We start from the raw sequence: 19,264 nt of genomic DNA on the forward strand, positions 1-19,264 counted from the left end.
CTTCACCCGGATCTACACGAGGGTTCAGACCCCACGGTTCCACAAAACAGCCTAAAGTTTCGACCCGGCACGCCGAGGCCGATCTACGTCACGGATTTCCGGCAGGGCGTGCCCCTTCCATCCGGTTGGCCGTCTGTCACTGGCGTGTGCGCCTGGTCCCGACCGGCCGGCAAGAAGCGCGAACCTACCGCTACACCCTAAGGGGCTTTAGTCTTTGATTCGCTTCTCAAAGTTTGTGATCAACTTGCCCAGCGAAAGGCCTGTCAGGCGGGCGATATCTCTCAGCTCCACCACATCAACCCTTCTCTTGCCTGTTTCGACGTCGCTGATGAATGACTGGCTGCGGCCCAGCATGCTGGACACCTGGGCCTGGGTCAGACCGGCAGCTAGCCGCGCCTCGCGAACAGCCTCAATGAGGGCAGCGTACTCTTTTCGATGGATGGACTTCGACACGACCGCGCCTTGGCTGAGCGGCCTAGAAAGCTATATCCAGTTCTCCGATATCTAAAAACCAGATATTCTGTCTTCTTCATTGACAGGGGGACGCATGAGCGAACAGCCATACCGCTTCATCACCGCGGCCAGAAGCAGAGCAACACTGATCCTGGCAGCATCAGCACTGCTAGCTGCCTGCAGCGGTCCGACAGACAAGAAGATGGTTACGAATGGAACCCAGCAGCAATACCGGCAGTCAATTGACGCTATCGACGCGGAACTCAATGCCCACGAAAGAGCGGCCTTCAACTGGGCAGTCGCTGGGATGAACCTTGAAGAGGGTCGGCAGGGAATCATTACGTACAGGGCCAAAAGCTGCCTAAGCGACTGAATTTCAAAGTTGATTGCTCGTCTCTCGATCAGGTTCTCCCCATCTATGGGGTCTGTTCAAGCACCTTGGCTGTGTAGCTCAGCGGCGCCACTTCCCTTTCAAGATCCAGGTGGTAGTCGCCGAAGCGATTGATGTGGCTGGTCCGATAAGGCGACAGGCCGGCCAGGATCTCGGGCGTCAGTTCAATCCCCTCCTTCCTCATCTCGGCCAAGGTCCGGCTCATGCCTTCCACGTTGTGGAGGATGATCATGTTGGCCACCAGCTGGCTGTACTTGATGATCTTGCGCTGCTCGTGTTGGACGTTCTCAGCAATGATCCCCTGGCTGCCAAAGAACACCCATTTCACGAAGCCGTTGTATTCCTCGCTCTTGTTGGTGGCAGCATGGATCGTTTTGCGGATCTCATTGTCATCAATGTAGCGCAGCAAGAACAGCGTTCGAACGGCCTTGCCAAGTTCCCGGAAGGCGAAGTACAGCTTGTTCTTCCGGCTGTAGGTGCCCAGCCGGCGCAGGATCGAGGACGCGGTGATCTTGCCCAATCGGATTGAGATCACCACCCGCAGCATGTCGTGGAGATGGGTGGCGATCAGTTGCCAGTCGATGCTGTCCCCGAACAGTGCCTGGATGTTCTTATAAGCCCTACCCGGTTCGGGCCGAAAGAATGTCAGGTCCTTGATGTTCCGGATCCGGGGCATCAGCTGGATGCCCAGCATGTGGGCCAGGCCGAAGACCGGATAGCTTTGGGCCTGCGTGTCGCCATGGACGATCTCAGGCTGGATGTCGGAAGTGTTGGCCAACAGACCGTCGAGGATGTAGATGCCCTCGTGCACGCCACAGGGAATGAAGTGGCTGAACGGCGCTACGTATTTGTCGGACACGTGGCAGTAGCCGATGCCACCGTAGCCGCCGTAGCGGATGTGATACTCCGACAGCAGGTTGTCCTCGTAGACGCTCCACTTCGTGCCATCAGCTGATGCGCTCTTGCCGCTGCCCCAATAGCCAGGCAGGTCGAATCTGTTGTAGGTATTGATGACCTCCACGATGGCCTTCTCAAGCACATCCTCGGTCACGTATTTCAGGTTGAGCCAAGCGACTTGGCGCCGGCTGAAGCCCTTGATCGACCGCGCCGTCTGCGTCGGCCCCAGGTTGCAGCCATAGCAGAATAGCGTGGTGATCACACGTCGGGGCAGATCTTCGACCTGGCTCTCGGTGCCGGCGATCGGGCGGAAGAAACGGTGCAGATCCAGCCATTGGCTGGCATCGATCAGGACATCGACGATGCTGGATTCTGGAAGCCGTTCGGCGATGAGGCGATCCACCGTGGTAATCGCGCTGGAGACTTCGGCGCGTTGCCCCTTCCGCAGCACCAGGCGCCCATCCAGGATGTCCGCATGTACGTTCTCCGGGAAACGCGCGTCGACCTCATCGGCCAGGGAGGTCAGTTGTGCACGTAATCCCGCCACGAAAGACTCGGCGTCGGTGGGCAGGCCTGACACCTGGCCGTAGGCTTCCAGTTCCTGGGCCAAGGTGGCTTCATCGACCAGCTGCTCACGGTAGTCATCAAACCGTTCGCTGCTGGGAATGAAGAGATCTCCGGACTTCAGTTCGTCCTTGACCTGCACCAGCACGGCCAGCTCGAAGTACTTACGGTGCATCCAGCCGGCGCCGGCTGCACTGGCCCGCTTGCCGAACACGTGCTGACACCAGAGCTTGGACATCCAGTCAAAGTCCTTTTCCGGGTCCAAACCGAGGGAGGCGACCTCGATCAGCTCACGGCGCTGGTTGCGCAGCGAGAGCACCGCTGCGATCAGCGGCTCCATGCCGGCGTCGTGGCTGGTCGCCCGAAGTTTCATCAGCTCCAGCCCATTGAACAGCAGCGGCCTGACCGCGCCATAGGGCTGCAGCATGAAAGGCAGGTAGTTCTTCCCGGCGTAGGCCATATGTTCTTCGCATTCGGCCAGCAAGGTCGACACTTCCGCTTCCAGGCTGTTGTCGATGGCATCCACGCGCTGACTATCGCTGCCGTCTAGCTGATAGGCCTGCAGGATTTCCTTGAGCTGGCCGATGAGGAAGTCGGCCCGTTTGGCATGTTCGAGCTGGTAGGCCAGCAATTTCTGCTGGGCCGTGTTCTCCAGCCCGCGCACCTGCTTGATGAACAACTCGGCTGCATCATCCAGTGTCTTGGCATGCTGGGCGCGAATGAAGATGGTGGCCAGCGCATAGCGCTTGTCCGGAGCCAGTTCGGCCAGCTCGCTGGCGTCATAGGCCCGAGCCATTGCACGGAACTGCTTGAGCTTGGGCACCGGCACATCGATGGGAGGCAGCTGGTCGGCCAACTGCTGCAGCATGCGGATGTGCTGCAGGTAGAACCGAACTTCCTTGTTGGTGGGCCGGCCGGGCTCGCGCTTGAGTGATTGCCAGCCGGTGAACCTGGACCCTTCCGGTGCGCGCAGCAGTTCGTCGATGAGCGTGCGCGTGGCAGGCGTCAGCGCGTGGCTGATGCTGCGGTAGTAGCCCAGATTGACCCGCTCACGGGCGCCGATGGCGGCCAGCTCCAGAGTGCGGAAACCGGGCAGTTCGTAGCGATGGTGCACCAGCTCTTCGAGCAGGACGTTCACGATGTCCGGGATGGTGTGCTTGGTCTGGGCTGCTCCGGTGGCCACTGTGTCCAGCCAAGCCAAGCCCGATTTATCCAGGGGACGTACCCCGATGAATTGCCGAAGCTGCGGCATATGCCGGCGCTGGCTGCCGGAAGCGTCGTAGCGTTCGAGCTGGTCGGTGTCCAATACGCGCCCGAGTCGGGCGGCCTTGGCGATGTGCTTCCGGATCCGCTCGGGTACGTCGGCCAACAGCGTGAAGTAGCCCAAGCGTTGGAAGAGCTTGAGATGAATCAGTACCGCCAGCTGCGGACCCGGCTGGGTGGTCAGCTGCTTGGCGAATGCAATCTCAGCGGCGGTCGGGGTATAGATCTCCTCCAGTTCCTTGGCGGTGGGATCAGGCTTCAGTCGCGGGTAGGCGGTCTCGTGAAGGGTAGCCATTGGATCCGGAGGGTGTGAGGGGGATCAGTCCCAGTGCCGGCCGTCGTCTGTACTGAGCGACGCTTCCAGGAAGCACTGGTGCGTATCGGCCATGCGGTGCATGTCATCGAGCAACGTGGCCAGGATTTCATCCAGATCCCTTTCGGGATCGGTGGGAGCAGTCAACTGGTACTCGCTGCTGGCGGTGTTCAGGCGCACAGCCTGGAACGGGGCCAAGCAGATCTCTTCAATTCGGCCTCGGGCCTTGGCCGCGCCGCGGCCCGTGCGGGCAAACGGGGTCAGCACCATGCGCAGGCGCAGCTGCAGGGCCGATTTGCCCTCCGGCGCCGGCAGTGCCATCGCCGGTACCGGCACGGTTGGACTGGGCAGGCTTGCTTCAATGCGGTCCCGGGCAAACGGGTCACGCCCGTCCAGGTAACGCATGGCCGACTGCACATCGCGCCAGCCCACGTACTCCATCAAGGCCTTCATGTCCCAGCCTTGGTCGTTGGCCCAGCTGGCAAAGCCGCGGCGCAACGAATGGCTGCTGTGGAGCCCCGCATCGGCAAAGCCTGCACTGGTCAGCAACTCGCGCAGCAGGCGCACCAAGCTGTTGGGATGCAGGCCTTCGGCGCTCACCTGGCCCCATTGGTTGACTGCCCGAAACACCGGCCCTTCTTGCAGGTCGGCCGCCTGCAGCCACGCCTGGGTCGCCTCCACCGGACATAACCGCGACAGCGCCGGCACCTTGTAGGTGACGCCGGCTGCTTGGCGATCACCCTTGCTGCGTGGCAAGAAGCAGGTCATCCCCTGTCCCGGCACCAGCGTGAGATGGGCCACGTCCAGACGCAGCAGTTCATCGCCACGGAATCCCCGCCAGAACCCGAGCAGCACCAGCGCTCGGTCTCGTTGATGGCGCAGCGCCGCCGGCCCATCGCCCCGGGCATGTGCCGCAGCGATCGCCGCGGCCAGCCAGTCATCGAGCTCGACCAGCCGCCGAATCTGGAGCGGCGCGGCTTGCTTGACCTGGCCCGGGTGCAGGGTCTGGATGCCTTTGAGCACCTTGCGCACAAGCGGCGATCGGGTCGGGTCGACAAAGCCGTGGTCGCGGTGCCAAGAGGCGATGGCCGCCAGACGTTGGCGGAGGGTGCTGGTCGCCAAGGTCTGCGCATAAGCGGCCAGGTACCGGGCCACGCTGTCAGGTGTCGCTGGGAGGTGGCCTTGCCATTCAACCTCGAAGTGCCGCAGCGCCGACGCATAGCTGCGCACCGTGTTCTGGCGCGTGGCCGCATCGAGGTAGCGGTCCAGTTCGGTCACTGGCGCGTGGCCTCCACCGAGGTCGTCTGGCGCAGCGTCGACAGGATGGTGCATTCCGCCCGCTGCCCGCCATGGCAACTGGCAATCACCCGTTCCAGCTCGCTGGCCATGCGCTGCAGGTCGGCCATGCGGGCGCGCACGTCGGCCAGATGGCTGCGGGCCAACCGGTCCACGTCCCCGCACGAAAGCTCCTCATCGCCGGCCAGCTGCAGCAGGCTGCGGACCTCCTCCAGGCTGAAGCCCAGGTCCCGGCCACGCGCAATGAAGCGCAGCCGCTCGATGTCGGCCGGGCCATAGACCCGGTAGCCGTTGCCCGTGCGCCCCGGGCGCGGCAGCAACCCGATCCGCTCGTAATAGCGAATCGTCTCCAAGTGGCATCCGCTGGCGTCGGCAGCCTCACTGATTTTCATTCGTAGTACGCTTGACTCCGTAGTAGCTACGGACTTTACGCTGAACCCGTATCCGCCGCCACTCCGGCCGCGGCGCTGCATGTGACGACCATGCCACTGCCCATCGCCTTGATTCGCTACTGCCTGATTGCCTTGCTGATCGGCTGGGTTCTGCCCGCTTCTGCTCAGGCGGAGCCTGCCGCAGCAGACCTGCGCCAAACCTGGCAGATGCTCGATTACATCGCGGTCGACTACCCCGGCGCGGTCCAGGCCGGTCGCGTAATTGCCCCCAACGAATACGCCGAAATGAGCGAGTTTGCCGGCGCCGTGCGCAGTCAGCTGGCAGCATTGCCCAGTGGCCAGAACCAGCAGGAGCTGACGGCCCAGGCCGACCGCCTGGTCCAGGCGGTGGCAGAGAAGGCCGACCCGGCGCAAGTGGCAACGTTGGCGCGCGGGCTCGGCACGACGCTGTTGGCCCGCTACCCGATCGGCGCTGTTCCGGCGAGCGCGCCGAAGACCTCCCAGGCCGCGTCCATCTACAGCCAGCAGTGCGCGGCCTGTCACGGCCCCACAGGTCACGGTGATGGCCCCGCCGCGCAAGCGTTAAGTCCGCCGCCGATCGCGTTCACCGATGCCACTCGCGCCGCGCAGCGAACGCCGCTGTCGTTGTACGAGGTCATTTCCCAGGGTGTGCCGGGTACCGGCATGGTCAGCTTCTCTGGGCTGTCAGAAAGTGATCGCTGGGCGTTGGCATTCTATGTGGGCAGCTTGGGGTACTCCTCGCAAGCCAAGGCTCAAGGTGAGGCGTTATGGCGCACCAGTGCCGAGGCCCATACGCACATTCCCTCGCTCGAAGCGCTGACACGCACGCGAGAGGCCGATCTTGCCACCACGATGCCCGCCGATCAGGCAAACGCGATCATCGCCTACCTGCGTTCGCAGCCACAGGTAGTAAACGAAGCGGTACCAGGAGCCGATCGCTTTGCGGTGGCGCGGCAGCGACTGGCCGCCAGCCAGCGCGCTTACGCTGATGAGGACCTGGCTCAAGCCAAAAAGCTTGCGCTCTCGTCCTATCTGGATGGTGTAGAGCCGCTTGAACCCACGCTGGCCACGCGCAATCCGTCATTGCTGCGAGAGATCGAGACGGCCATGGCAGGCTACCGCGCGCAGCTGGATCAGCATGCGCCCGCGGCTGACGTTGCCGGGCAGGCAGCGCAAATTGCCCAGCTGTTTGATCGCGCGGACGTGGCGCTGCAGGACACCCGAATAGGCGCCAGCACCGCGTTTCTAGGCAGCTTTACCATCTTGGTACGCGAAGGACTGGAAGCGCTGCTGATCGTGATTGGTATCGTGGCGTTCTTGCGTAAAGCCGAGCGGTCTGATGTGTTGCCGTATGTGCATGCGGGTTGGATCTGCGCGTTGTTGGCAGGCGCAGCTACCTGGGCGGTGGCCACTTACTTTGTTGATATCAGCGGTGCGAACCGGGAAGTCACTGAGGGCGTCTCGGCCTTGTTCGCTGCCGCTGTCCTGCTCAGCGTAGGCATCTGGATGCACCAAAAGAGCCTTGCAGGGCGGTGGCAGGAGTACCTGCACGCCAAGCTGACGACTGCGCTGACACGGCGCTCGGCTGTTTTCCTGTTCATGCTGGCCTTTGTCGCGGTGTTCCGCGAGGTGTTTGAGACGATCTTGTTCTACATCGCGATGTGGAGCGATCAGGCGTCCACCGCCATCCTCGCAGGCCTGGCGGCGGGAATCGCGGTGTTGGCTGCGGTGGCGTACTGGATGCTGCGCATGAGCAGGCGGCTGCCGATTGGCCGGTTCTTTTCGATCAGCTCGATTCTCATCGCGGTGATGGCGGTCATCCTGATCGGTAAAGGCGTGGCCGCGTTGCAGGAAGCGGGCTGGATCTCTCAAACACCGCTCGCGTTGCCGCGCATCGAGTGGATCGGCCTGTATCCCACCTGGCAGTCGCTGCTGGCGCAGGTATTGGTAGGCACCGCCGCCATCGTGGGGTTCCTCGCCAATGCCCGTTCCGGTGTGCGTAGACAGCCAGGCGCAAACAAGCAATGAAACAACACAGCAGAGGACCAAGACATGAGTGATTGCGGGTGCCACCACGAAGCCAAGAACAAGGAGGAGCGACGCATCCTCTGGATCGCCTTGGTCCTGAATGCAGCGATGGCCGTGATCGGCGGCATTGCCGGCTGGATTGCCCATTCCACCGGGCTGCTGGCTGACGCGCTGGACATGCTGTCTGACGCCACCGCCTATGCCATTGGCCTGGTCGCTATCGGGCGCACGGCGCGCTTCAAGGCCAACGCCGCGTGGGTCAGTGGCAGCGTGCTGCTGGTGCTGGGCGTAGGCGTGCTGGTCGAAGTCGGCCGCCGGGTGATGTACGGCGCCGAGCCGGTCAGCGGTTGGATGATCGGTACCGCTCTGGTCTCGCTGGCCGTGAACCTGAAGGTGCTCCGTATGCTCGCCCCCTTGAAGTCTGGCGAAGTGCATCTGCGAGCGACCTGGCTGTTTACCCGCGCCGATGTGGTGGCCAACGTTGGGGTGATTCTGGCCGGCCTGTTGGTGTGGTGGCTGGCCAGCCCCTACCCGGATTTCGTGATCGGCGCCCTGATCGGCCTGTATGTGATCAAGGAGGCTTTCGAGATCTTGGGTGATGCTCGCCGGGCGCGTGCCGACGCGCGCAAAACGCCTGCATGACAGCGCTTGGCCGGCTGAGCTGTGGCCTGCGCTGGCTGCTGCTGGCGCACTTGGCCGTGGGCCTTGTGACGCAGCCGGTGCTGGCAGTGGTTGGCGAGCTCCATGTTCAAACCCATCTGGCCGCGGCCGACCATGACCCGGCAGTGGCATCACCAGCTTCCGAGCGTGGCGTAGACGCCGCGCTGCACCGGCTACAGCAGCTGGTGCTGTGCTGTAGCCAGGCCGCGCCGGCTCCAGAAATAGTGTTGGCCATTGCTCATATCGGCCGGCATTGGCCGTCGGCGACAGCCCATGCGGACAGATATCGGCATGAGCACCTGCTCGCGCCGTTCCGGCCGCCGACCGCAGGGTGATGCGCGCCGGCGTGCGCCGGATCCCTGTTGGCTATCGAAAATTCTGGAGTACTTCATGCATGTGCGATTGGCGGCCCTGGCCGCGTGGCTACTGTTGAGCGCGGCGGCAACGCCGGCGACAGCAGAAGAGCTGATGACCTTGGACGACGCGTTTGCACGCGTGGCCCAAACCCACCCCGAGCTGCGCCTGGTCGATGCGCGAGCCACGGTGCTCGCTGCCGAGCGCGACCAGGCCGTGCAGCGGCCACCGTGGACGTTGGGGGCGGAGGTTGAAAATGCGCTGGGCACGGGCGCGGCCCGTGGCCTGGACAGCGCGGAGTTGACCTTGAGCCTGAGCTCGGTCCTGGAGCGCGGCGGCAAGCTCGACGCCCGCCGCACCTTGGCCCAAAGCCGGATTGATGCACTGGCCGTGCAGCGCGAGACCAGGCGGCTGGACCTGCTCGCCGAGACGGCGCAGCGCTATTTGGCCGTTGTCGGTGCCGACCGGCAACGCAGCCTGACGAACATGGATGTCGGCCAGCGCCAGCGGACCGTCGCCGCTGCCCGGCAGCGCCTGCAGGCTGGCGCGTCTCCCGAATCGGTGATGCTCACCGCACAAGCAGCACTGGCGAGAGCAGAGTTGACCCGTGATCGGGCCGAGCAGCAGCGCATTGCCGCCCGGCAGCACCTTGCTGCCCTCTGGGGCGAACGTGCTCCGAGCTTCGAGGTGGCCGCGGCGGATCCCATGACCCTGCCGGCGATCGCGTCCATGCAGTCGCTGGCCGAGGAATTGGAGCGCACTCCCGAGTTGGCGCAGTTTGCCGATGCCCGCCGGATCGCGCAGGCACGACTGCAGCTGGCGCGTTCGGCGGCCTCGCCGGACTTGTCGTGGCAGCTGGGCGTGCGCCGCCTGCAGGAGACTGACGACACCGCGCTGGTGGCCAGCCTGTCCATGCCACTGGGCAGCCGCAGCCGCGCGCAGCCGGAGATCCGCGCCGGCGAAGCCGAGCTGGAGGTTCTGACGATCGAGCGCGAGGCCAAGGGCCTGTCGCTGTATTCCACGCTGGTCGAAGCCCATGGTCGCTACACCGTGGCGCAGGCCGAGGTGGCACGGCTGCAAGGCGAGGTGCTGCCGAAGTTGGCCCGGGCTGAGAAGGCCGCCGAGCGCGCCTATCGCGCCGGCGCGATCAGCTACCTGGAATGGGCACAGCTGCAGTCCGAACGCACGGCCATGGCCCAGCAGCAGCTGGACGTGGCGCTCGATGCGCAGCGCGCCCTGATCGAAATTCAACGCCTGACCGGCCAAGCGCTTGTCGCGCCGCCGGCGGCTGCTTCCACCGGAGAGACCCCATGAATCGCTTTTCTTGGACCGCACTGGGCATGGCCCTGATGATGCTGGCCGCCTGCAACGCGTCGGCCCCCAACGAAGCGTCCGAAGGCGGCGCCGCCGCTGAGGGCGAAGAGCACGGCGAGCACGAGGAAGCGCCGCTGGAAACCAAGATTGCCGCCAAAGCTGCGCAGGCAGCGGGTATCCAGGTCGCACCGGCAGGCCCCGGTGAGATTGCTGACGAGCATGAGGTGCAAGGGCTGTTGACCCCGATTGACGGTCGCATCGCGCAGGTCACGGCACGCTTCCCCGGACCGGTCCGCTCCGTGCGTGCGGGCGTGGGTGATCAGGTACGGGCCGGCCAGGCACTGGCCACGGTAGAGAGCAACCTGAGCCTGACCACCTATACCGTCACCGCGCCGATCAGTGGCGTGGTCATGGCGCGCACGGCCGCCGTAGGCATGGCCGCCGCTGAGGGCGCGCCGCTGTTTGAGGTCGCCGACCTGTCCACGCTGTGGGTGGACCTGCACATCTTCGGCGCCGACGCCCAGCACATCGGTGCTGGCGTGCCGGTGACGGTTACCCGCTTGAGCGATGGCGTCACCGCACAGACCACCTTGGAGCGCGTCCTGCCCGGCACCGCCACCGCCAGCCAAAGCACCATTGCGCGCGGCACGGTGGCCAACACCGATGGCCTGTGGCGGCCGGGGTCGGCGGTCAAGGCGCGGGTCACCGTGGATCGCCAATCGGCAGCGTTGGTGGTGCCGATCACGGCGCTGCAGACCGCAGAAGACCAGGACGTGGTCTACGTGCAGCAGGGCGAAACCTACCACACCCGGCCGGTGAAGCTGGGGCGCCGCGACGCCGAACGCGCCGAAGTGCTGGAAGGCCTCAAGGCCGGTGAACAGGTGGTGGTGGCCCAAAGCTTCCTGATCAAGGCCGACATCGAAAAGTCCACCGTGGAAGAAGAATGAGGCCCGCCATGCTCGAACGCCTCATTGGGCTGTCTATCCGCCATCGCTGGCTGACGCTAGTGCTCACCGCTGCGCTGGTTGCGCTGGGCGTGTGGAGCTACCGTCACCTTTCCATTGACGCCACACCCGACATCACCAACGTCCAGGTCCAGATCAACACCCAGGCCCCGGGTTACTCGCCGCTGGAGGCCGAACAACGGGTCACCTTTGCCATCGAAACGGCCATGGCCGGTCTGCCCAAGCTGGACTACAGCCGCTCGCTGTCGCGCTACGGGCTTTCGCAGGTCACCGTCGTCTTCAAGGACGGCACCGACCTGTACTTTGCCCGCCAGCAGGTCGCCGAGCGCCTGCAGCAGATCGCCTCCCAGCTTCCCGAAGGGTTGGACCCGGAAATGGGGCCGATCTCCACCGGGTTGGGCGAGATCTTCATGTACACCGTGGAGGCCGAGCCCAACGCTCGCAAGCCCGACGGCACCCCGTACACGGCCACGGACCTGCGCACCCTGCAGGACTGGGTGATCCGGCCGCAGCTGCGCACCACGCCCGGCGTCACCGAGGTCAACACCATCGGCGGCTTCGAGCGGCAGATCCACATCACTCCCGATCCAGCTCAGTTGGTGGCGCTGGGCTTCACGTTGAACGACGTGGTCGCCGCGGTCATGCGCAACAACCAGAACATCGGCGCCGGCTACATCGAGCGCAACGGACAGCAGTTCCTGGTGCGCGTGCCGGGCCAGCTAGCCAATCTGGAGGCAATCGGCAACATCGTGCTGGACCGGCGCGATGGCGTGCCCATTCGGGTGCGCGACGTCGCTAGCGTGGGCGAAGGCAAGGAGCTGCGCACGGGCGCGGCCACCCAGAATGGCCACGAGGTCGTGGTCGGTACCGCCTTCATGTTGTTCGGCGCCAACAGCCGGGAAGTCTCCCAGGCGGCCGCGGCCAAGCTGGATGCCGCCAACGCCAGCCTGCCTGCCGGCGTCCATGCCAAGGCCGTCTATGACCGCACCGCGCTGGTGGATCGCACCATCGGCACGGTGTCCAAGAACCTGATCGAGGGCGCGCTGCTGGTGGTGGTGGTGCTGTTCCTGCTGCTGGGCAATGTGCGCGCCTCGTTGATCACCGCGGCGGTGATCCCGTTGGCGATGCTGTTCACCATCATCGGCATGGTGCGTGGCGGCGTGTCGGGCAACCTGATGAGCCTGGGCGCGCTGGACTTCGGCCTGATCGTGGACGGGGCGGTGATCATCATCGAGAACTGTCTGCGCCGGTTCGGCGAGGCGCAGCACGCGCTAGGCCGCCAGCTCAACGATGAAGAGCGCTATGACCTGACCGCCTCGGCCACCGCCGAGGTGATCCGTCCCAGCCTGTTTGGCCTGGGCATCATCGCCGCGGTCTACCTGCCGATCTTCTCGCTGTCCGGGGTAGAAGGAAAAATGTTCCACCCGATGGCGATCACGGTGGTGCTGGCCCTGACCGGCGCCATGGTGTTGTCGCTGACCTTCGTGCCGGCGGCGATCGCCAGCTTCCTGCGCGGCCGTGTGGCTGAGCACGACAACCGCCTGATGCGCTGGTCGCGTGCCCGTTATACGCCGCTGCTGGATTGGGCCCTGCGTCGGCGCGTGGTGGTGCTGGCCGGCGCGGCCGTGCTGGTGGTGGGCTGTGGCGTGCTGGCCACCCGCTTGGGTTCGGAGTTCGTGCCGAGCCTGGATGAGGGCGACATCACCTTGCAGCCCATGCGTATTCCCGGCACCAGCTTGGAGCAGTCGGTGGCCATGCAGGAAACGCTGGAGAAGCGCCTGGCCCAGTTCCCGGAGGTGGCCAACATCTTCTCAAAGATCGGCACCGCCGAGGTGGCCACCGATCCTATGCCGCCGTCGATGGCCGACACCTTCCTGATGCTCAAGCCCCGCGACCAGTGGCCCGACCCGCGCAAGCCCAAGGCCGAGCTGGTGGAAGAGCTGGAGGCGGCGGCCAAGGAAATCCCGGGCAGCAACTACGAGTTCACCCAGCCCATCCAGATGCGCACCAACGAGTTGATCTCCGGCGTCCGTTCGGACGTGGCGGTCAAGGTCTACGGCGACAACCTTGACCAGTTGACGCGCCTGGCCAGCCGGGTCGAGCGGGTCATGCGTAGCGTCCCCGGCGCCGAAGACGTCAAGGCCGAGCAGGTCTCCGGCCTGCCGCTGCTGACCATCACGCCAGATCCGGCGGCATTGGCACGGTATGGCCTGAACCCGGGCGATGTGCAGGAAACGGTGGCCACCGCCATTGGGGGCAGTGTTGCCGGCCAGTTGATCGAGGGCGACCGCCGCTTCGACCTGGTCGTGCGCCTGCCCGAAGCGCAGCGCCAAGACCCCGCTGTGCTGGCAGATCTGCCCATTCCGCTGCCGGCAAGCACCAGTGTCGATGAGTCCAGCCGTCTGGCCGCCGGCGCCAATGGGGGGCCTCGCACGGTGCCGCTGCGGGAAGTGGCGAAGATCCAGGTAGAGCGCGGGCCCAATCAGATCAACCGCGAGAACGGCAAGCGCCGCGTGGTGATCACCGCCAACGTGCGCGAGCGCGATCTGGGCGGGTTCGTCGGCGAGTTGCGCACACGCATCGGCCAGGATGTCGCGCTTCCAGAGGGCTACTGGATCGATTACGGCGGCACCTTCGAGCAGCTGATCTCGGCCACCCAACGCCTGGGCGTGGTCGTTCCGGTGACACTGGCGTTGATCTTCGCTCTGCTATTCATGGCCTTCGGCTCGGCCAAGGATGCGGCCATTGTGTTCAGTGGCGTGCCGCTGGCGCTGACCGGCGGTGTGCTGGCACTGGCTCTGCGCGGGATTCCGTTGTCGATCTCTGCCGGCGTGGGCTTCATCGCGCTGTCGGGCGTGGCCGTACTCAACGGGCTGGTCATGATCGCCTTCATCCGCCGTCTGCGCGAACAGGGCGATCCGCTAGACGACGCTGTGCGCGACGGCGCCCTTGGACGCCTGCGACCGGTGTTGATGACCGCCCTGGTAGCCTCGCTGGGCTTCCTACCCATGGCCTTGAATGTCGGTGCTGGCTCGGAAGTGCAGCGGCCGCTGGCCACTGTCGTCATCGGCGGCATCGTCTCATCCACCGCATTGACCTTGTTGGTGCTGCCGGTGCTCTATCGTTGGCTGCATCGCGACCGAGCTCCCCGCGCCGGTAGCACTGCTTTGGAGTCCCCATGAACGAGCTCAACCTGGAACAGGTCCGTGCGGCGATGTTTACCGACCCGGGCGTGAAAGCGGTGGACGACCTGCGCCTGGTCGCCGGTGAGCATGGCCGTGCGATCGCGGCCACCATCACGGTCGCGGCGCCCTCGGTCGACCTGGACCTGGTGCATGCTGTGATTGCCCAGGTCCTGGCCGATCAATTCGGCATCGATCAGATCATGCTGTGTTTCAACGACCCGGGCCCGGTACCGCCGCCGCCCACCGCGGCGCCGTTAAAGAAGATGTGATCGCAGCCCCTGGCTCTATGCGTCTGCGCTGGCAGGCGCATAGAGCTGATGACCCGGCAACGCGCACGCGCCGGCATACACAAAGGCCACGCTTTGCCGCGCCCGGGTGAAGGCCACGTAGTATTTCGGCGGCGCGGTGATACGCGCTGCATCGGCCGTGCGCAGGTACTGCGTCAACGGCCCGTTCGGAAAGATGAGGACCCGACTGTAGGTGCGGCCCTTGCACTGCCCAAAGTTCACCGCCGGCAGTCCGTCGCACGCCTGCCGCCGGTCATGCCGGAGCACGGTGGGGGCGAACTCCTGCATGTACGCGGCCACATCCCCTGGAGCGACGAGGTAGATGCCATCGTGTCCGGTGACCTCGCCATTGCCTGATTGGGTCCGCGGCATCTGCGGATAGAGCGTGTCAGCCATATCGCACAGGGCCTGGACGCAGCGCAGACTGGTGAGGCGGTGATCCAGCCGGCATAAGCCGTCGGCCTCCCAAATCTGAAACAGCGCTGCCAGATTCGGACCACGGTATTGGCTGTACCTTTGCGCATAGTTGGTCGCATACGTGGCTTGGCGCGTATCGCCTACCAACGTGATGGCAATCTCGCTCTTCAACAGCCGTTCGACCAGATCCAGATCAAAGCCGGCCAGATCCTGGACTTCGTCGATGTAGAGCTCGTCGTACATCGCCGCCAATCGCGCCACGACCTGGCCTTGGGTCAGCTCATCGCAGCGCACAGCGAAATCGGCCGCTCGGTCCGAATACATCCGGTTGCCCGCCAGGTAGTGGCGCGCCACCTGGGTGCGTGGGGCGCGGTTGTTGGTGACACCTTCTACGAACAGGATGGTCTCGATGCGAGGCTCAGGGCAAAGCGCAGCCTGGTACGGGCGAATGCACTGGCGCAGCAGAAAGCCATACCAGCTGTGCAAGGTGACATGCGCGGGGACCGCGCCTGCGTGGGCCTCAAACGAGCGCCGGATCTCTTCCAGGTTTTCCAGCGTGTAGGTGACAATCGCGATGCGGCGCTCAGGTCGCTCCAAGGCCTGCCGGACCAGCAACGTGGTCTTGCCCGAGCCGGCTGCCGAGAGCAGGACCCGGTTAGGTGATGGCACGCTGGACATAGTCCGGGAACCTGATCGAGTGCGGGCTATTGAAAATCGCCAAGGCCGTATCGGTCTTATGGCCCTTCATGTACTTGAGCAGCGCCACCTCATCGGCAAAGGCCTTGCCCAGCACGGTATTGAGTTCGGCCAGCGAGTTGGCTTTGATCAGCTGCTCTTCCAGCGAAGGGGCGCTCTCGTCGGAATCGTAATAGATCGCGTTGATGTGCTCGGCATAGCGCTCTTGCACAACTGCGATATCACCGTCGTTGTCGGTGATCACCTTGGCCTGAATCCTCAGTCGATCGGCAATCTGCAAGAAGCGTTTGAATGCCAACGACTTGACCGAAATGATGTCTACGCCGTGAGCCATCGGCGCCACGCCGTGATGGTCACTGTAGGCACGCTGCACGATCAGTTCGTCGGAAGGGCCTTCCACCAGGATCGCCTGCTTGGCCAGGATCAACCGCAGCGTGTCGTGGCCCGGCAGCTTCATGAAATAGTCGTGGGTATCGCTGGGCAGCTGGTCCAGCTTCATCTGGCCTTGCGCGCTGAACAGGATCACGTTGTCCACGCCCAGCTTGTTCAACACGAAGCTGCTGTGGGTGGCGATGATCACCTGCTGGGCGGTGGAGAGGGCCGCAATCTTGTCGATCAGCTGGGTCATGCTGGAATAGGACAGATGGTTCTCCGGCTCCTCGATCAGCAGCACGTGAGCCGCGCCGGCCGCGTGCATCGCCAGCTTCATCTTCACCGCGCTTTGCTCGCCCTTGCCGGCCTGGGTGAACGGGAGCTCATCCAGGTAGGGTGACAGGCTGGTTTCCCACGTTGAGCGCGGCGATGTGTCCACGCCTACCGTCAATGCCCTGTGGCTGATGTCCCCGGTGTGCTCGGTCAAGTAGGCATTGATCGCTGCCACATCCGCTTCTTCGGAAAAGCTCTGCCGCATGCGGCGGAAGCTCAGCGACAGCGAGACGCGCTGCGCAGGCGTCAGTGCCTGCTCGATGATGCCGGCGATATAGCGATCGGCACCGGACAAGGTCTTGATGCCGTGCGTGTCGATGATGGTCGAGTCGAACGGAATACTACGGGCGGTGACGCCATTGTTGGCGAAGGAGTACCAGCGCACCGTGTAGTACTCCACCGGCAGGCTGACCGCGCCCTGGTGCTGCTGCAGGTAGGCGTTGAACTCCTCGCGGTAGTCGTCGTTGAGCTCGACCAGCAGCCGGATGCCGGCGGTATCCAGACGCAGGGAGTTGTTGGTGCCGCGTAACGACGCCAGCGCGGCGTCGGCGCCCAGATAGGCTTCGATGGAGATCCGTGGCGGCGAGGCCGGCGTGCCCGTGGCAAGCGCTCCCAAGTACTCCTGCACCGTGGGCTGGTGGAACAGGTAGGGCGTGAGCTCGTAGGCAAGATTGCGCCCATGCAGCTGGCCGGTGACCACCGCGTGGATGGCCTCCAGCAGGGTGGATTTACCGACCTCGTTGTCGCCCACCACCAGGTTCATGTGGGCATTGAGGGGCAGGTCCAGATGGCGAAACGACTTGAAGTTGTCGATGACGATACGTTCGATCGGCATGCACAGTCCTATGATGGCCAACGGGCTCGGTGGCGGAGCCTGCCTGCACCCTGGCTGGCCTCCTTTCCGCTCTGGGCCATACTACCCAGCGATCGCCGGCCCTGGGCGGTTTCGTACTGCTTGGGACGCCGGGAAGGGTCAGAATCCGCCTTACGCGGGATAATTCAATATTATCCCGTATAACTATTTTCGCCGACGAGCGGTCGTCTACCTGCTTTAATAGTATGTAATTACATGGTATGTAATACATTACGAAATAAAGTGAGGTGGCACGATGGCGCGCGCAGGACTCTATAAGAGTGACGTCCAGAAGGCGCGCGACGCGCTGCTGGCCCAACGCAAGAAGCCGTCAGTCGACGCGGTGCGAGTGGCCTTGGGCAACACGGGCTCCAAGACCACGATCCACCGCTACTTGCGTGAACTGGAAGGAGAGGAAGGCGGCGGTCCGGCGAGGACGGTAGCCGTTAGTGATGCTTTGCAGGACTTGGTTGCGCGCTTGGCCTCGCGGCTCCAGGAGGAAGCAGAGGCCATCCTCACCCAGGAGCGTGAGCGCCATCAGGCTGAGCTCCACAGTCGGCAACAGGCGCTTTCCGGTGCCCAAGAGGAGGCTGCCGCCTTGAGCAGTCGGCTGCAGCGCACCGAAGCAAGCCTGCACCAAGAGCAAGCTGCTCACGCCCTCCTTCAACAGAATCTAGGTGACAGGATCGCGGAAATCGCCCAGTTGAACGAGCGCATCGCTGGCATGACGGTGCGGCTGGCTGATCATGAGGCGCATACGCGTTCTCTGGAGGACAAGCATGCCCATGCCCGGGAAGCGCTTGAGCACTACCGCACTTCAACCAAAGAGCAGCGTGAGCAAGAGCTTCGCCGTCACGAGCATCAGGTCCAAGAGCTGCAAGTAGCCTTACGTCAGGCCAATGAAGCCTTGGGCGCGAAGAATCAGGAGCTGTTGGTGCTGAACCGCGACAATGGTCAATGGCTGGAGCGCCACGGGCGGATTGAGCGTGAGCTTGCCCAGCTACGACAGGCCCACGAAGGCCAACACAGCGAGGTCGTGGCGTTGCGCCAGACCGCGACGGACTATTTGGCACTGCAGGAGCGCTGGAAGACTGACGCCAAGACCTTGGATACCATGCGCAACGAGCTAGCTCAAGTTCAAGACACCCTTGCGCGGGAGCGTGAGCGCCGCGAGAGCGCTGAAGCCGATGCGTTGCGTGCCAATGCACGTCTTGAAGCGCTAGAGCCTCTACTGAATCAACTGACGCCAGCACAAAATGCGGTGAAGAAAACTCGGCGCGGCCATGCGCAAGATGGGGGAGCCGACTGACGAGGCTGCTCGTTTGTCTGCTAGCGGCTGGGGTGGCGCTCACCTGTCCAGTACGCCCATTCCATAGGGACGACCCAATCTACAAACAGTTTGGCTACTGAGGACTCCGGTGCCAAATGATAGGGCTTGAACATGCCTTGCTCGGGCGAACTGGTCATCAGGTAGCGCAGGCGCTTCTGGACCTCCTGAAAGATGGCTTCCCGCACATGGGCGCTGTCGTGCACGCCAAGACGCATCGCCACCGAGGCACCTTGGCGTACCGCCGCCCAGCAGCAGTAACGCCACCGCGCGATCGGCAAGCCCCGCGGTCCGGATTGAAAGACGAACCCCACATCACGTGCCCAGCCTGGGTCGAAGTGATGTTTGAGCAATTGCTGCTCCAGAAACTGCTCGGTCTCCCAGAGTGCAAGTTCATCCCACAGCTCCAGTTTCGCGTCCGCCAAGTCTACATCGTGTGCCATATCGCCGAGTTGGTCTTCCAGCACCGGGAGCAGGTGCCTGCGCTCGTGGGTAGACCAGGCGAAAGCCCATTGCAGATCTTCGATGGGCGTGACCTCGGCATCGGGGCGGATCTGCCATCGATCCGCTGGCCAGGGAACTTGGATCAAGGCCAAGTCTCGCAGCGTGTCCAGCACCAGCAAGGTGGAGCGGCGTGTGGGCGCCACCGGTAGGCGTCGTAGCTGCGCGGCTAACAGTGCGGCTAGGAAAAGGGTGCCACGAAGGCCCAACTCCTCGATGCTGGCGACCCCAGATGGCGTCATTGACGAGGTTCCGGGCATGCGGTTTCCGGGGATGAGGGAGCGGCGTGGCTCCTGGGGGGGGGGGGGGGGCGGCGCTACCGGTGTCGCCGGTTGCCTCAAAGCTAAGAATATCTTAGTATGCAAGGCTGGGTACATCCGCC

General features: G+C 64.0%; 16 protein-coding genes. 9 read left to right on the forward strand and 7 right to left on the reverse strand.

Features of this window, described 5'->3' with window-relative positions; all coding sequences use genetic code 11:
• Positions 1-207: 207 nt before the first annotated feature.
• The gene (locus J3A72_RS23060; RefSeq protein ID WP_043033505.1) at positions 208-453 is read right to left on the reverse strand and encodes a helix-turn-helix transcriptional regulator; all 246 of its coding nucleotides are present in this window, start codon (positions 451-453) and stop codon (positions 208-210) included.
• Between the two features lie 94 nt (positions 454-547).
• Between J3A72_RS23060 and J3A72_RS13475 the strand changes: the two genes are divergently transcribed.
• The gene (locus tag J3A72_RS13475) at positions 548-826 is read left to right on the forward strand and encodes a hypothetical protein (RefSeq protein ID WP_033835997.1); all 279 of its coding nucleotides are present in this window, start codon (positions 548-550) and stop codon (positions 824-826) included.
• A gap of 43 nt (positions 827-869) precedes the next feature.
• On the opposite strand, the gene J3A72_RS13480 is transcribed toward J3A72_RS13475, so the two are convergent.
• Genes J3A72_RS13480 through J3A72_RS13490 form a run of 3 tightly spaced genes read right to left on the reverse strand, consistent with a single transcriptional unit; the run spans position 870 to position 5,569 of the window.
• Positions 870-3,863 carry a Tn3 family transposase gene (locus J3A72_RS13480; RefSeq protein WP_043033507.1) on the reverse strand — a complete coding sequence of 998 codons (2,994 nt, stop codon included), beginning with the start codon at positions 3,861-3,863 and terminating at the stop codon, positions 870-872.
• Positions 3,864-3,887: 24 nt separating this feature from the next.
• Positions 3,888-5,159 (reverse strand): site-specific integrase, encoded by a 1,272-nt coding sequence (locus J3A72_RS13485; protein ID WP_005413373.1) that lies wholly within the window; start codon positions 5,157-5,159, stop codon positions 3,888-3,890.
• The gene (locus tag J3A72_RS13490) at positions 5,156-5,569 is read right to left on the reverse strand and encodes a helix-turn-helix domain-containing protein (RefSeq protein ID WP_012480230.1); all 414 of its coding nucleotides are present in this window, start codon (positions 5,567-5,569) and stop codon (positions 5,156-5,158) included. The genes J3A72_RS13485 and J3A72_RS13490 overlap by 4 nt, the downstream gene beginning before the upstream one ends.
• 90 nt (positions 5,570-5,659) lie before the next feature.
• Here J3A72_RS13490 and J3A72_RS13495 point away from each other — a divergent pair, with 90 nt between their 5' ends.
• From J3A72_RS13495 to J3A72_RS13525, 7 genes are read left to right on the forward strand one after another with little or no spacing between them, the layout of a single operon-like run.
• The gene (locus J3A72_RS13495; protein ID WP_075077248.1) at positions 5,660-7,618 is read left to right on the forward strand and encodes a cytochrome c/FTR1 family iron permease; all 1,959 of its coding nucleotides are present in this window, start codon (positions 5,660-5,662) and stop codon (positions 7,616-7,618) included.
• A gap of 24 nt (positions 7,619-7,642) precedes the next feature.
• Positions 7,643-8,260: a cation transporter gene (locus J3A72_RS13500; protein WP_005413376.1), complete on the forward strand. Its 618-nt coding sequence runs from the start codon at positions 7,643-7,645 to the stop codon at positions 8,258-8,260.
• The gene (locus tag J3A72_RS13505) at positions 8,257-8,613 is read left to right on the forward strand and encodes a hypothetical protein (protein ID WP_075077247.1); all 357 of its coding nucleotides are present in this window, start codon (positions 8,257-8,259) and stop codon (positions 8,611-8,613) included. The genes J3A72_RS13500 and J3A72_RS13505 overlap by 4 nt, the downstream gene beginning before the upstream one ends.
• A gap of 55 nt (positions 8,614-8,668) precedes the next feature.
• Positions 8,669-9,946, forward strand: coding sequence for a TolC family protein (locus tag J3A72_RS13510; protein WP_043033510.1), 1,278 nt, complete (start codon positions 8,669-8,671; stop codon positions 9,944-9,946).
• Positions 9,943-10,893, forward strand: coding sequence for an efflux RND transporter periplasmic adaptor subunit (locus tag J3A72_RS13515; protein WP_021201906.1), 951 nt, complete (start codon positions 9,943-9,945; stop codon positions 10,891-10,893). Before J3A72_RS13510 ends, J3A72_RS13515 begins: the two co-directional genes overlap by 4 nt.
• Positions 10,894-10,901: 8 nt before the next feature.
• Positions 10,902-14,093, forward strand: coding sequence for a CusA/CzcA family heavy metal efflux RND transporter (locus J3A72_RS13520; protein ID WP_049402758.1), 3,192 nt, complete (start codon positions 10,902-10,904; stop codon positions 14,091-14,093).
• Positions 14,090-14,365 (forward strand): hypothetical protein, encoded by a 276-nt coding sequence (locus J3A72_RS13525; protein ID WP_019184735.1) that lies wholly within the window; start codon positions 14,090-14,092, stop codon positions 14,363-14,365. The genes J3A72_RS13520 and J3A72_RS13525 overlap by 4 nt, the downstream gene beginning before the upstream one ends.
• A 15-nt stretch (positions 14,366-14,380) precedes the next feature.
• On the opposite strand, the gene J3A72_RS13530 is transcribed toward J3A72_RS13525, so the two are convergent.
• Together J3A72_RS13530 and J3A72_RS13535 are read right to left on the reverse strand one after the other, a co-directional pair.
• On the reverse strand, positions 14,381-15,478 hold the full coding sequence (locus J3A72_RS13530) for a UvrD-helicase domain-containing protein (protein WP_043033512.1): 1,098 nt from the start codon (positions 15,476-15,478) through the stop codon (positions 14,381-14,383).
• Entirely contained in the window at positions 15,456-17,036 is a 1,581-nt protein-coding gene (locus tag J3A72_RS13535; RefSeq protein WP_026070029.1) for an AAA family ATPase, read from the reverse strand. The genes J3A72_RS13530 and J3A72_RS13535 overlap by 23 nt, the downstream gene beginning before the upstream one ends.
• 274 nt (positions 17,037-17,310) lie before the next feature.
• Between J3A72_RS13535 and J3A72_RS13540 the strand changes: the two genes are divergently transcribed.
• Positions 17,311-18,363 (forward strand): DNA-binding protein, encoded by a 1,053-nt coding sequence (locus J3A72_RS13540; protein ID WP_021201903.1) that lies wholly within the window; start codon positions 17,311-17,313, stop codon positions 18,361-18,363.
• Positions 18,364-18,383: 20 nt separating this feature from the next.
• Here J3A72_RS13540 and J3A72_RS13545 read toward each other — a convergent pair whose 3' ends face one another.
• Positions 18,384-19,142 carry a hypothetical protein gene (locus tag J3A72_RS13545; protein ID WP_223224790.1) on the reverse strand — a complete coding sequence of 253 codons (759 nt, stop codon included), beginning with the start codon at positions 19,140-19,142 and terminating at the stop codon, positions 18,384-18,386.
• Positions 19,143-19,264: the final 122 nt, after the last annotated feature.

It is taken from the genome of Stenotrophomonas sp. PvP093, assembly GCF_017876915.1.
Classification (GTDB): domain Bacteria; phylum Pseudomonadota; class Gammaproteobacteria; order Xanthomonadales; family Xanthomonadaceae; genus Stenotrophomonas; species Stenotrophomonas muris.

What these genes read in the sequence shown, in the direction of transcription:
- J3A72_RS13475 (WP_033835997.1), top strand. Translation starts at nt 548, where the DNA reads ATGAGCGAACAGCCATACCGCTTCATCACCGCGGCCAGAAGCAGAGCA.
- J3A72_RS13480 (WP_043033507.1), bottom strand. Translation starts at nt 3,863, where the DNA reads ATGGCTACCCTTCACGAGACCGCCTACCCGCGACTGAAGCCTGATCCC.
- J3A72_RS13490 (WP_012480230.1), bottom strand. Translation starts at nt 5,569, where the DNA reads ATGAAAATCAGTGAGGCTGCCGACGCCAGCGGATGCCACTTGGAGACG.
- J3A72_RS13495 (WP_075077248.1), top strand. Translation starts at nt 5,660, where the DNA reads ATGCCACTGCCCATCGCCTTGATTCGCTACTGCCTGATTGCCTTGCTG.
- J3A72_RS13500 (WP_005413376.1), top strand. Translation starts at nt 7,643, where the DNA reads ATGAGTGATTGCGGGTGCCACCACGAAGCCAAGAACAAGGAGGAGCGA.
- J3A72_RS13505 (WP_075077247.1), top strand. Translation starts at nt 8,257, where the DNA reads ATGACAGCGCTTGGCCGGCTGAGCTGTGGCCTGCGCTGGCTGCTGCTG.
- J3A72_RS13510 (WP_043033510.1), top strand. Translation starts at nt 8,669, where the DNA reads ATGCATGTGCGATTGGCGGCCCTGGCCGCGTGGCTACTGTTGAGCGCG.
- J3A72_RS13515 (WP_021201906.1), top strand. Translation starts at nt 9,943, where the DNA reads ATGAATCGCTTTTCTTGGACCGCACTGGGCATGGCCCTGATGATGCTG.
- J3A72_RS13520 (WP_049402758.1), top strand. Translation starts at nt 10,902, where the DNA reads ATGCTCGAACGCCTCATTGGGCTGTCTATCCGCCATCGCTGGCTGACG.
- J3A72_RS13525 (WP_019184735.1), top strand. Translation starts at nt 14,090, where the DNA reads ATGAACGAGCTCAACCTGGAACAGGTCCGTGCGGCGATGTTTACCGAC.
- J3A72_RS13530 (WP_043033512.1), bottom strand. Translation starts at nt 15,478, where the DNA reads ATGTCCAGCGTGCCATCACCTAACCGGGTCCTGCTCTCGGCAGCCGGC.
- J3A72_RS13535 (WP_026070029.1), bottom strand. Translation starts at nt 17,036, where the DNA reads ATGCCGATCGAACGTATCGTCATCGACAACTTCAAGTCGTTTCGCCAT.
- J3A72_RS13540 (WP_021201903.1), top strand. Translation starts at nt 17,311, where the DNA reads ATGGCGCGCGCAGGACTCTATAAGAGTGACGTCCAGAAGGCGCGCGAC.
- J3A72_RS13545 (WP_223224790.1), bottom strand. Translation starts at nt 19,142, where the DNA reads ATGCCCGGAACCTCGTCAATGACGCCATCTGGGGTCGCCAGCATCGAG.